This window comes from Maribacter sp. MAR_2009_72 (genome assembly GCF_007827235.1).
Lineage (GTDB): Bacteria > Bacteroidota > Bacteroidia > Flavobacteriales > Flavobacteriaceae > Maribacter > Maribacter sedimenticola.
On sequence record NZ_VISB01000001.1, the window covers coordinates 2,687,607 to 2,701,253 of the forward strand.

General features: G+C 40.1%; 11 protein-coding genes. 1 reads left to right on the forward strand and 10 read right to left on the reverse strand.

Translation table 11 applies throughout. The annotated features are described in order from the left end of the window. Positions 1-37: 37 nt before the first annotated feature. Complete coding sequence (locus tag JM81_RS11370; RefSeq protein ID WP_144803494.1) at positions 38-1,249, forward strand: Pycsar system effector family protein; 1,212 nt, start codon at positions 38-40, stop codon at positions 1,247-1,249. A gap of 13 nt (positions 1,250-1,262) precedes the next feature. Here the strand turns inward: JM81_RS11370 and JM81_RS11375 are convergent, their stop codons facing one another. The 10 genes from JM81_RS11375 to JM81_RS11415 all read right to left on the reverse strand — a co-directional run bounded on the left by JM81_RS11375 (position 1,263) and on the right by JM81_RS11415 (position 13,620). Continuing rightward, a complete protein-coding gene (locus JM81_RS11375; protein WP_261375020.1) occupies positions 1,263-1,703 on the reverse strand; it encodes a nucleoside deaminase in 441 nt (146 codons plus the stop codon). 23 nt (positions 1,704-1,726) lie between these two features. Beyond that, entirely contained in the window at positions 1,727-1,852 is a 126-nt protein-coding gene (locus tag JM81_RS18615) for a hypothetical protein (RefSeq protein ID WP_261375021.1), read from the reverse strand. A gap of 236 nt (positions 1,853-2,088) precedes the next feature. Continuing rightward, positions 2,089-3,525, reverse strand: coding sequence for a rubredoxin (locus tag JM81_RS11380; RefSeq protein WP_089261145.1), 1,437 nt, complete (start codon positions 3,523-3,525; stop codon positions 2,089-2,091). An 11-nt stretch (positions 3,526-3,536) separates the two neighbouring features. Continuing rightward, the gene (locus tag JM81_RS11385) at positions 3,537-7,067 is read right to left on the reverse strand and encodes a nitrate reductase (RefSeq protein ID WP_144803498.1); all 3,531 of its coding nucleotides are present in this window, start codon (positions 7,065-7,067) and stop codon (positions 3,537-3,539) included. Positions 7,068-7,297: 230 nt separating this feature from the next. Next, positions 7,298-7,960, reverse strand: coding sequence for a response regulator transcription factor (locus tag JM81_RS11390; RefSeq protein WP_089261147.1), 663 nt, complete (start codon positions 7,958-7,960; stop codon positions 7,298-7,300). Between the two features lie 127 nt (positions 7,961-8,087). Further along, the gene (locus JM81_RS11395) at positions 8,088-9,371 is read right to left on the reverse strand and encodes an alginate export family protein (protein WP_144803501.1); all 1,284 of its coding nucleotides are present in this window, start codon (positions 9,369-9,371) and stop codon (positions 8,088-8,090) included. 35 nt (positions 9,372-9,406) lie between these two features. Further along, entirely contained in the window at positions 9,407-10,231 is an 825-nt protein-coding gene (locus tag JM81_RS11400) for an ABC transporter ATP-binding protein (RefSeq protein WP_144803504.1), read from the reverse strand. 11 nt (positions 10,232-10,242) lie between these two features. Further along, on the reverse strand, positions 10,243-11,082 hold the full coding sequence (locus JM81_RS11405; protein WP_144803507.1) for an ABC transporter ATP-binding protein: 840 nt from the start codon (positions 11,080-11,082) through the stop codon (positions 10,243-10,245). Positions 11,083-11,101: 19 nt separating this feature from the next. Beyond that, positions 11,102-12,202 (reverse strand): ABC transporter permease, encoded by a 1,101-nt coding sequence (locus tag JM81_RS11410; protein ID WP_144803510.1) that lies wholly within the window; start codon positions 12,200-12,202, stop codon positions 11,102-11,104. A gap of 32 nt (positions 12,203-12,234) precedes the next feature. After that, positions 12,235-13,620, reverse strand: coding sequence for a CmpA/NrtA family ABC transporter substrate-binding protein (locus JM81_RS11415; protein ID WP_144803513.1), 1,386 nt, complete (start codon positions 13,618-13,620; stop codon positions 12,235-12,237). Between the last annotated feature and the right edge of the window lie 27 nt (positions 13,621-13,647).

Sequence of the window (13,647 nt, forward strand, 5' to 3'; positions counted from 1 at the left end):
CATACCTTAAAAACCTCATTATGATAAAAACCTATCCATGTCCTCAATAGTTTCAAAGGCAGCACGTTTTGTTAGCGATAAATTGGCGTCGGACACCAATCCTAATTACCTGTACCATAATTTACGCCATACCCAACGTGTAGTCAATAGTACCAAAGAGCTAATTGAAGGGGAGCATATTGGCGAAGTGGAAGAGGAAGTTCTATTATTGGCAGCGTGGTTTCACGATTTGGGGTATACTATTTCATACAGTAACCATGAGGAAAACAGTTGTGATATGGCCAGGGATTTCTTAACCGAACATGGGTGTAGAAAAGAAATACTATCCCAGGTTTGTAGCCTGATCATGGCCACGGAAAAGGAATACGAGCCTAAAACAATACTTGAGCAGATAATGCGCGACGCAGATTCTTCCCATTTTGCCGAGAAAGATTTTTTGGCTACCTCAGAACTTTTGCGCGAAGAGCTTGAGTCTTTAGGTATTGCCCAATATTCCTTGGTAGATTGGCGAGAGGAGAATATTAGGCTATTACGTACCAAGCATAGGTTTTATACAGATTATGCCTTGGAAAACTGGCAACAGGGCAAGGATAAGAATATCAAGAAACTGATAAAGGACAAAAAAAAGAACAGTAAACTAGCCAAGAAAGAGCGATTAAAAGCTAAATATAAAGGAGAATTACCCGATAGGGGCATACAAACATTGTATAGGGTAACCTTAAGAAATCATTTAAAATTAAGTGATATTGCAGATACCAAGGCCAATATCCTATTATCCGTCAACGCAATTATCATTTCTATGGCATTATCCAACCTAATACCTAAACTGGATAACCCGTCCAATGATTATCTCATTTATCCAACATGCGTATTCATAACGTTCAGTATCGTATCTATGGTCATGTCCATCTTGGCCACTAAACCAAATGTTACTTCAGGTCAGTTTACAGAAGAAGAGGTTAACCTAAAAAAGGTCAACCTTTTATTCTTTGGGAATTTTCATAAAATGAAGTTGGAACAGTATGATTGGGCAATGTCCCAACTGATAAAGGACAAGGATTATATTTATAGTTCCCTGACCAAGGACCTCTATTTTCTAGGTATTGTCTTAGAACGTAAGTATAGAATTTTACGGTGGACATATACCGTATTCATGATCGGCATGGTACTGTCAGTAATCGTTTTTGGAATTGCACTAAAATTCTACGGTCCAGAAAGGGTATTGGAGCTACCGGTCATGCAACCGTAACCATCCATTATGGTTATTGCCATACTTTAACAGCCTCTTCCGCCATCAATTGTTCCAGATTAAATTCTTTGTGCCGTGCTTCTGTATTGGAGTCATAAAACATATTGGAGTATATGAATCCATGTTCTTTGGCATCTTGTGCAGAACTGCCATAATATACTTTTTTGAATTTGGCCCAATAGATTGCTCCAAGGCACATCATGCAAGGTTCACAGCTGGTATACAACCTACAATCCTTAAGTGTTGTTGAATTCAATTTTCTACATGCTTCTTGAATCACTAAAAGCTCCGCATGCTGAGTACAGTCGGATAATGCTTTGACCTTATTGAACCCTTCGGCCACAACGGTACCATTCCTTACAATGACCGCACCAAAAGAACTACCTCCGTTTTCCTTGCCAAGTTTGGCCAGTTCAATGGCCCTTTGCATAAAACGGTTCGCGTTATCGTTCATTTTTTATACTGTAGTATGCAAATCTATTTATCAAGTGCCAAAAACACAAAACATAAGATAATGCCTATAGCAGCAATAACTATGGTGAATTTTATGGCTTTTTCAAGAGCGGTAACTTTCTTGGATTCGTCTATATTTACTCTGGTCATAGGTGGTTATTTTACGGTTGATATGTAACAAAATTATAGTCAACCATTTAGACTTTTTGACTGTACAAAGTAAATTGTTGCCTGTATTAAATATACGTTAACTTATTGACATAATGTAAGATAAATCCTATTTATTGTAAGAATGGTTGTGAATATTGTACTTCTAGATTCTTTGGATACCTCCTATCAATGGTATATAGTTAGGCTATATAAAACACTATTAAAGCCTTTTTCGCTTATATAAACTGTATCATGGATTCCTTGAATCTACTTTTAGGAGCATCGCACACCGGGCAAGAATAAGTTTCCTTAATATCCAAAAATTGTGTTCCTGCCGGTATTCCATTAATTTCATCACCCAATGTTTCATCATATACGGTAAAACAGTCCGTACATTGAAAAATGCTCCGTTCCTTATCCTGTACTTCAACTTGGGCAGTTTCTTCTTCATTGACCACCGTACCCAATTGTTCAAAATACATTTTACTCAACTCCATTAAAAGACCGGGGAGCTCAATTTTATCAATATCCTGGGCGTAGGTAAGATAATGCTGGCTATTGGGATCAAAATGCTCAAAATGTAGCACATTGTAGGTTGGTCTTACCTCAAATTCCTGTACCAATGTCGGCAAATTATTCTTTTCTATAATTACCGATGCAAAATGAGATCGTTTACCAACTTCATTACTAATACCAAAGGTAAGACCATAAGTACTAATGTCATTTTGGTCAAAACTACGTACCAAATATTTCTTCAGCTCCAGCGCCTCCCCATCATCTATAGGAACATGCCAGTTCATCTCTAGCTGTGAATGCCTTACATTGATTCCCCTTTTACCTAAAAACCGTTCCAGTTCCGGTCTACTGGATTTTTTGATTCCTTTTACAACAAAGGACTTCCAAGGGGTAATGCATATTTTACCAATGCTGTTGTCCAAGCAAAACCCACAGAACTCTTTTAGAAAGGAGAGGTCATATTTGTTGTTTCGCCAATAAAGCCCTAGCCAATAAGAGTCCAGCCCCATTCTGTTCATTCCCTCGTAATATGGAAAAGTTTGAAAAGGCACCTTAAGCTCTTTCTCCATGGTTTTGTTATTGGTTTCAAGATTTTTGTTCATGATATAAAACAACTCGTCCACATCTGCTATATCTTCCTGAAACTCCTCTATTTGCCTTGAAACCGAATTAATATCCCAACTATAGATCAATACAGGATAAAAGGCGGCGGACTTCCAATGGGGAAGCTTTATATTTAAATACCAATAATCTTCACTTTCCGAAGCAATAAAATTAAGATTGCCATTGAATATGGGAACCAAGCGCTGTTTGGGATCCGTGATGTTGATCTTGAGTTTGGGCTGAAAATCAAAACCTTCCAAAATATACAGGTAGGTAGAGCCTTTTAACCAGTGGGTCATATCAAAAATATCTGCAGAAACATAAGAACTTACAATGTTTTGAAATGACCGCTCCCCAATAATATCCGTATTGAATTTTGAAATGCTTTCCAGTTGCTCTTCCTTGGCGTCCTTTAACGGAAATAAAATATCCTGTCTTGAACCAAAATTAACATGGGTCAGCCCAGCGGACTCCAGCATGGTAATAATGTCCTTTAATTCTCCCGGTGAGGTTACGCCACCTTTGATCAATATTCTATGAAGATCATCGTTCATAACATTATTGCTTAATTTGCCAGTACAAGTTGACCCTTTAATAATTCCTTTATTTCAGGTTTACAACTACCGCACCCAAGACCGGCGCCCGTTTCTGAACATAATTTGTTGAAATCGGTACAGCCGCCGTGAATGGCGTCGTTAATATTACCTTCTCCTACCTGACTACAAGAGCAGACCAGTTTACCTTTTAAAGGAGTGGACGTAGAGGCTCCCCTTAATAATTCGCCCCTTTTTTCGGATAGTTCAATTTCTTCTTCTATAAGTCTCTTGAACTCCGCAAATTCATTTTTGTCCCCCATTAAAATAGCCCCTTTCAAGGTATCGTCCTTAACGATGCATTTTTTATAAAAACGTTTGCTTACATCCATCAATATAATTTCCTCATAAGTGGTATCTCCTATGGGAGCATTTACCATACCTATACTACAGAGATCAAGGTTTTCAAATTTTAAAATATTCATTAATACCGACCCATTGTATATACTGCTAAAATCCCCTAGGATAAAATTGGCGGCTATATCTGCCTGTTGCTCTGCAGCGGATGTTATCCCAAAAAGAGAATTGTTGTATTCCGCAATTTCCCCCAAGGCAAAGATAGATGGGTCTGTGCTCTGTAAATACGAATTTACCACCACACCTCTACGTGTTTTTATACCGGTCTGTTTGGCCAATTCTATATTTGGCCGGGTACCAATGGCATAAACAATGGCATTGCATTGAATGGTACGCCCTGTCTTTAAGTTTACCAAAAGGGTATGCTTTAGCCCTTTATCCTCAAAAACGGTACTAACCTCATTATCAAAATATAGATTGATGCCCCTTTCAGAAACATCTTCTGCCAATAACCGACTTGCCACACTATCCAATTGCCGTTCCATTAATCTTGGTGCACGCTGAATGATACTGATGTTGATGTCTATTTTTTTGAGTGCCGCGGCAAGTTCCAGGCCCAATAGTCCACCGCCCACGATCACCACATTTTGTTCTTTTGCAGGCAAGCCAGTTTCTAAAAGGTATTTTCTCAATTTATCCGCATCTCCCCGTTCGCGCATCGTAAAACGACCTGGTAGCTGTATCTGCACATCACTTGGTATAAACGCCCTACTACCCGTTGCCATGATCAATAGGTCATAGGAATGCTGAACTCCCATACTATCCGTAACCTTCTTATTGGTACTATCGATACTATCTATACCTATACCCGGGTGCAGTTCCACATCAAGTTTTTGCAATTCTCCTTCCTTTAATTTTTCCAAAGCCTCCCAAGACAGTTCATCACTTACATATTCCGGCAATAGTACCCGGTTATAGAATGGGTCTTTTTCCTTGGAAAAGACATGAAGGGAATCAATTGAGTTCTTTTCCCTATAGGATTGTATAAATCTATACGCAGCGGCTCCTGCACCAATGACGATGATGTTCTGTCTTACTTTTTCAAATTTGGTGACCTCTACTGCACAATACTTAAAATCTGGCTCCTTGGAAACCGGATCTACCAAATCATTGGTAAGGTTGTTGGCCCTGCCAAAATCATTGTTCAATACTTTGCCCCAGTGCATGGGCAAGAATACCACCGATTCCTTTATATCATAGTTTAATTGAACCTTTACCTGTACACTGCCCCTTCTGCTCCTAACCACTGCAATGTCTCCTTCCTTGATCTTTCTTAGGTAAGCATCTACCGCGTTCATTTCCAAATAAGGGTGGGGAATATGGGTCAACAGACGTTTTACCTTGCCCGTTTTTGTCCTGGTATGCCATTGATCCCTTACCCTGCCGGAATTTAATATCAATGGGTAGTCCCCATTGGTCTCTTCAGATTTATTATATAGTGTTGAAGGCGCGTTGAAATGGGCCTTTTTATCGTTTGTAAAAAACTTAAGGTCCGTAAATAGTCTTGGTGTACCCTTGTGTGTTTTGTGCGGAACAGGCCATTGAAAGCTTCCTTCGTTGATCAGGCGTTCATATGATAATCCAGAAATATCTATTTCCGTTCCTTTTGTCAACAGGCAATGTTCATCATAGACTTCACTACTGTTTTTATAATCAAAACCATGGTAACCCATTGCCTGTGCAAATCGCCATAAAATTTCCGCGTCCGGAAGGGCTTCGCCCGGGGCATCTATTACTTTAGGCAAATAACTGATTCTTCTTTCCGAATTGGTCATGGTACCTTCTTTTTCCAACCATCCAGCGGCCGGTAGCAATAGATCTGCATATTTAGTGGTCTCGGAATTATGCGAAATATCCTGTACCACTACAAATTTTGCTTTTTTAAGAGCCTTTTCTACCTTTTTTACGTTGGGCATACTAACAACAGGATTGGTACAAATAATCCATACGGCCTTCATTTTTCCACTCTCAAGGGCATCGAACATTTCCGTAGCGGTATAGCCTGGCTCTGGTTGTATCTCTCCACCACCCCAAAACTCCGCAACTTCCTTTCTGTGTGCCGCATTCGCCAAATCCTTGTGTGCGGCCAATAAACTGGCCATACCGCCCACTTCCCTGCCACCCATTGCATTTGGCTGTCCCGTTAGGGAAAAAGGACCACAACCGGGTTTTCCAATTTGTCCGGTCAATAGCGATAGGTTCAATAACGATACATTTTTTGCCACACCGATCACACTTTGGTTTAGTCCCATGGTCCACATACTAATGAACTTTTTGGCATTGCCTATATATTCGGCAGCCTTACGGATATCTGATGCGCCAATGCCACACTTTTTTGCGGCCTCTTTAATACTAAGCGCAAATGCCATCTCCTTCACCGCGTTATAGTTAACGGTATGCTTTTTAATAAATGCCGTATCTATTTTACGCTTTTCTATTAGCCTCCGTGCAATGGCATTGAATAATATTACATCCGTACCGGGTAAAATTTGTAAATGAAGATCGGCGCCCGCGCAAGTTTGCGTTTTTCTGGGATCCACTACAATGATCTTTACATTTGGATTTTCTTCCTTATGCTTTTCAAGCCTTCGATACAAGATGGGATGGCACCAGGCAGGATTTGCACCGGCAATTAAAAAACAGTCCGCCAATTCTATATCCTCATATGAAATAGGTACAGAATCCTCCCCTAAGGTCTTTTTATAGCCCACCACGGCCGAACTCATGCACAGCCTGGAATTGGTGTCGATATTATTGGTACCTATAAACCCTTTCGTTAACTTATTCACTAGATAATATTCCTCTGTAAGGCATTGCCCGGAGACATAAAACCCAACACTATCCGGACCATGTTTGGCAATGATACTTTTAAATACCGCAGCAGCACGCTCAAAAGCCGTGTCCCAATTTATTCGTTGTAAAGGATGATTGCGACTCCATTTCATTTCTGGATACATAATACGATCTGTCGTATCCTGAGCTACATAATTAAGGTTACGCCCTTTTGTACAAAGCATACCCTTATTTGAAGGATAGTCCGGATTTCCGTCTACGGAAATTGTACCCTTATTGTCCACATTGACCAACATACCGCAGCCAACCCCGCAATAGGAACAAATTGTCTTATGTGTCTTTTTTATACTCATGGTACATGAAATGAGATGCAGTAGATAATTCTTATGCAAATTAAAAAAAGTACGTATAAATACGTACTTTTTTATCATAATTGTTCGGCATTAAATCGTTTATTTCGCAATTAAAATGATCAATTGTTGAGATTTAAACAATTCGCTGTCCATAAAATGGCTCGTTGAACTTTTATTGTTGCACTACTATGCAAATGGTATAGTAAGACAATATGTTGGTAACAGCTTTATTAGATCAAATTATATTTCTGTGATTTTTTAGAAAGGTCTATCAGGTTTTTCACATCCATTTTACGCATTAAATTAAAACGGTGGGTTTCAATGGTTCGCTTGCTATTTTGAAGTTTTTCCGAAATCTGTTGATTGGTCAGACCTGAGAGAACAAGTTCTAGAACTTTAAGCTCTTTATTGGTAAGATCAAACACATTTTCCCCTTTGGACTTTGGCGATTCCTCTTTGACCAACGGCTTGTTGGCTCCCAATAAATTATTGACCAGTACATTACTTATATCTCCACTAAAATACTTTCCGCCATCCCTTACCGTATGTATGGCTTTTATAAATTCCGTTTTGTCCGTATCCTTAAGCAAATAGCCATTGGCCCCGGCACTGATGGACTTTAAAATATATTCTTCAGAATCATGCATGCTCAATATAATGCATTTTACATCGGTATTGGTTTTTGTGAGTTCCTCTACCGCATCTATACCGTTCATAACAGGCATTCGTATATCTATAATCAATAAATCTGGGGTTAGTTGACCAACCATTTCTATGGCTTCCTTACCGTTTGATGCCTCTCCTATAACCTTTAAATCACTTTCAGACTCCAATAAAGAGCGTATACCATCTCTCACCAAAGCATGATCATCAACCAAAACAATTCTCGTCATTTCACTTAAAATATAGGTAATTATACGTAATACGCTAAATTACATATATTTTTACATATGAAAATATGGTCCATACACTCTTTGTTGCATGGACCATTTGCTTTTTATTCATTCTGTATTGAAAATACTATTCCTTAGAGGTGTTCAAAAATTGTGGCTTTATCGTCAATTGTACCCATGCCCAATTTTGACTACTTGCCGCAAGGTCTTCAGAAATGCCCTTAAGTTCATACATACCGTCCGCTGCAAAAAGCTGTGAATATCCTATGGCCAAACCATAGCCGTTGAATCCTTTTGAGAATACCACATCTATTTCCGTTCCCAAAGATTTTTCGCCGCTGGGCAAATCCTGTTGCCCACTAAAATTCAATGCCTTTACCAATAAACTAGATTTGTTCCCTAAATTAAACTTGGCACTGGCGTGGATATCGGTTAAACCTACACTATTTGCATGGTTGCCCACATAGAAGTAATCCATAAATCCATTAAATTTATGATTCGTGCCATAAAGGGGGAAAAAAGCTTCGGTCTTATCAGTAGTATCGGTTTTGTTACCACTGATTATTTCAGTTCCCAATCCTAACATAATCTTGTCACTGGCTTTGTAGCCCAGTTCCAGCCCCAGTAAATAAGCTCCGCCTACTTTTACACTGTTCTGCCTTTCCCCGGTCTGTAAAAACAAATTGGCACTGGCATTGAACTTCCCTTCCTTAAAGGCCAAATGAGTGCCTAAGGTCTGTAGGCTACTTATCCCGTCTGCCACACCTTGGCCATCAAAATTTTGAAACCCGTTATTGAGCGCCAGAAAACTAGCCGAAAAACCTGTCCATTGTTGTTTGGCATAAAGATATTGCATGGTTTTATACGTAAAGAACCCTGCTGTATTATATGCCGTACCAACCGATTGAAAGCCTGTAGGGTTATCAAAATCCTGACTAAATGCCAAACCTACATCAAGTAAAAATTTATCTTTCTTATATTTCAACAATGCGGCATCATGGTTTCTACCTTGCTGTGCCCAATCTAACCCGCCAAATATGCGTTGGTCATCATATGAAATGATTTGCCTTCCCAGTTTAGTGGACCAGCCTTTTCCCAAGTTAATATTGGCCCAAGCTTCAAAAACCGCAAAGGAATCATTTTGGTCATCTGGTAAAATTTGCCTGTTCTCCCCCCATACCATTACATCTTGTATACTCAAATAAAACTGGTAGGCATCAAGTGCATAAGCGGCGTTTAACCTAGCGCGTGTAGAAATGGCAAACCCGGCATCTGCCTCATCTGCTATTAATGTGCCGAAACCATGTCTGTATTCCGTTCTTGGCCTAAACTGCCCATCTAATGTAAATTGTGCATTAATTGTATTGATGGCTATAACCAAAAAGGCAATAATTACGTATTGTTTTTTCATATTCTAATTCTTTAAATAATAAAAAGTGTTGCTGGTTAGTGTTCTAAAAAGTCTATTAAATGTTTACGATAGGTGTAGTAATCCTCATGATCCAAAACAGATTTCCTTGTTCGTGGCCTATCAAAATCTATAGCGAGTATGTCGCCAATTTTGGCCCTTGGCCCACTGGTCATCATAACGACACGGTCCGCAAGAAATATGGCTTCGTCAACATCATGTGTGATCATAACGGCAGTAATTTTTTCTTTATTCCAGATTTCAATGAGGATATCCTGAAGTTCTCCGCGGGTCAAGGAATCTAGCATTCCAAAGGGTTCGTCCAATAACAATACTTTTGGTTTTATGGCAAATGCGCGGGCAATACCTACCCTTTGCTGCATACCTTGAGAGAGTTCAGATGCCTTTTTGTGAAAATCCTTTTCAAGGCCTACCTTTTGCAAATAGTATTTTGCAATATCATGTCGTTGATTTTTTGTGGCGTGTGGAAATACCTGATCAACGCCCAAAAGCACATTTTGCAATGCGGTCATCCATGGCATTAAACTTGGTGCCTGAAATATTACCCCACGGTCAGGCCCCGGTCCGGTAACAGGTTTTCCCAGCACGGATATATTTCCTCCGGAAATAGGGTTCAACCCAGCTATCATGGACAACATTGTAGTTTTTCCGCAGCCGGAATGCCCAATTATAGTGACAAATTCCTCCTTTAATATCTGAAGGTTCAAATCCTCTAAAACCACATAATCGCCTTTTGGCGTAGGATATACCTTTTTAAGCTCAGATAGGTCCAACATAACCTTGGACGGATACACAATACCGTTTTCAGTATAGGTTTTATTTTGTTCTATTAGTGTATTCATTTTTTTGATTTTTAGGCTACAAAGCTTTTGGGAAGTATATCCGGTAATACATATTCCTCTTGTGAAACCGTTTTCCTTTGATTTCCAATATCCATAAGATATGCTATGATTTCATTCCTGGTTTTCTTGTAATTGGGATTGTCGTTCATCGCTGTTTTATCGCGTGGCCGCTCAATGTCTATCTTAAATTCCGGACCAAGTGTTGCATTTGGACCCGGCTTAAGCGGAATTATACGATCTGCCATATAAATACCCTCATCCACATCATTGGTAATCAATAGTGCGGTACGTTTGTCCTGACTCCAAATGTTCAGGATTTCATCCTGTAGGTTTCCACGGGTCAAAGCATCCAGCGCCCCTAATGGTTCGTCCATGATAATCATCTCCGGTTTCATGGCCAAGGCCCTGGCCACGGCAACACGTTGCCTCATACCCCCTGATAACTCTTTGGGCCTTTTATTGATCGCCGGACTTAGACTTACCATGGCGACATAATCTTTTACCCGTTGCCTCAAAGCCATCTTATTCTCCTGAGGAAATGCTTCCTTCACGGCCATATAAATATTTTGGCCCACGGTCAGCCAAGGCAAAAGCGAGTAGTTCTGAAAAATTACACCTCGCTCATGGCTGGTGCCTACAACAGGGGCCCCCTTAAAAAGTACCTCACCGCTAGTTGGCTTTAAAAGCCCATTGATAAGATTTACCAATGTTGTTTTGCCACTACCGGTAAAACCTACTATAGCAACGAACTCACCCTCTTCTATAGTAAGGTTAATGTTAGAAAGTACGTTCGTAACATTGTCGCCATAACCGTAACTCTTATAGATATTATTTAATTCTAAATATGCCATTTGCTTTGAATTTTTTTGGTTAGGCCATTTCATTCTTGTTGAACGACACTATATTTTGTACCGATAACATTATTCTATCCAACAGAAAACCAATGATACCTATGACGAACATGGCCACGATAATCTTAGCATTGGAATCATTGGCGCCATTTTGAAACTCCTCCCATACAAAAAGACCCAATCCTTGACTCTGTGCCAAAAGCTCAATAGCTATCAATACCATCCAAGCTACCGATAGGGTAATACGCAAACCGGTAAATATTAATGGGAGGGAAGACGGCAAGATTACTTTAAAGACTTTTTGAAACGTACCCAATTTCAGTACTTTGGCCACATTGATATAATCCTTGTCCACTGACGATACCCCCATGGCCGTATTGACCAATGTGGCCCACATGGCACATAACCCTACACTGATAAAGGAAATGACAAAGGCATTGTCAGAACTATCCCCAATATATAGTGTCTTAACGATCATGAAAACCAATAGGTACCATACTACGGGTGATACCGGTTTGAACACTTGAATAAACCAATTGAACGCACTACGCAACGATGGACTTAAACCAATGATAATGCCAATAGGTACGGCAATAAGTAGTGCTAATAAAAATCCTGCAAAAACCGTTTTTATACTTGTAAGGACAATATCAATAAATGATGCCCTACCTGTATATACTATAGCATCTTTGCCTTGGGCAATCAACTTTGCATTGGTATCTGCCATTTTCTCCACAAAAGCTGCCTTATCTGCCGTAATTACTTTGTGATCGGCGATCAACGATTGCAAGGAGCCCCATACCTGTAATGGCGAAGGCAGCGTATTGGGCTGGCAACTACTGTCCCCAGATTCTATACAGGCACGTTCTGCAGCGGCCGCTTCCTCACCTCTTTCCTTCAGGGCCTTTTCAATTTTATAATTGGCCTCTTTATTGTAGAGCGCTTTTGACCCTAATTGCCAAAGCGCCAAGAACAATAGTATGGAAACTATGGTAATCCCCGTTTGTTTCAATGATGAAAGCACCTTGGTCTTATTAAAACTCGGGGTTATTTTTGCAATGAAGGATCGTAAAAACGCAACTCCCTGTCCTTCTTTTTTTAATACGATTTCCTGCTCCATATTACTATAATTTTAATTCTATTTGTGTGCTTTTAATCTTTGTTACCAATGGAAAAACTATTGATATACCCTATTGGGTCTTTTGCATCGTAAGATGTGCCATCTATAAAATCTGTTGTAGCAGGCTTATACCCATCGGTGTTAGGGATATCGCTAGCCGGTATTTGCCCTTCCGCAACCAATAAATCCGCCGCTTTTTTCCATATATCCGGACGATAGATGTCCTTGATGGTTTCACCGTACCAATCTGCTGGTTTGGTTTCCGGAATTTGACCCCATCTACGCATTTGTGTCAAGAACCAAATACCATCTGAATAGAAAGGATATGTGGCATTGTATTTATAGAATACATTGAAATCCGGCATTTCCCTTTTATCTCCTTTTTCAAATTCAAATGTACCGGTCATTGAATTCGCAAGAACCTCTTCCGGTGCACCCACATATTGCGACATAGCAAGGATTTTTACCGCTTCTGCCCTATTAGAAGGTTCATCTAACCATTTTCCCGCCCTGATCAATGCTTTGGTAACCGCAATGGCGGTATTGGGGTTTTGCTCAACAAATTGCTTGGTCATTACAAATACCTTTTCAGGATTGTTCTTCCAGATATCATAATTGGTAGTAACCGGCACCCCTATACCTTTAAAGACCGCTTGCTGGTTCCAAGGTTCGCCTACACAGTATCCATAAATGGTTCCAGACTCTAAGGTTGCGGGCATTTGTGGCGGTGGTGTAACGGATAGCAATACCTCTGCATCTATTTGTCCCTGGACATTGTCCGCGGTATACATACCTGGGTGAATGCCTGCTGCAGCCAACCAATAACGGATTTCATAGTTATGGGTAGAAACCGGGAATACCATACCCATTTTAAAGGGTTTACCACTATTTTTATATTCGGCAATAACGGGTTTGAGTGCATCTGCCTTAATAGGATGAATAGGCTTTCCTTCATTATCCGCAGGAACATTTGGTTTCATTTTGGACCAGACATCATTGGATACCGTAATGCCGTTTCCGTTCAGGTCCATTGAAAATGGTGTTACCAACTCCGCCTGTCTCCCAAAACCAGCACCGGCAGCAATAGGTTGCCCTGCCAACATATGGGAACCATCTAACTGACCATCTATGACACGGTCCAATACATTTTTCCAGTTGGACTGCGCCTCTACCGATACAAATAATCCTTCATCCTCAAAAAACCCTTTTTCCTTGGCAATGGCCAAAGGTGCCATGTCTGTCAATTTTATAAATCCAAAGGTCAATTGTGGTTTTTCAATATCCAGCATTTTGGTCTTTGATACTGGTGAAACTTCCTTGGCTTCTACAGCATTCTTCTTTGCTTCCTTCCCTCCGCAAGCCATTAGCACTAATGCCGCACTTGCCAGTAATGATGCTCTTTTTACAATGTTCCTCATAGTGTACAAAAATTTAATTCTACGTAT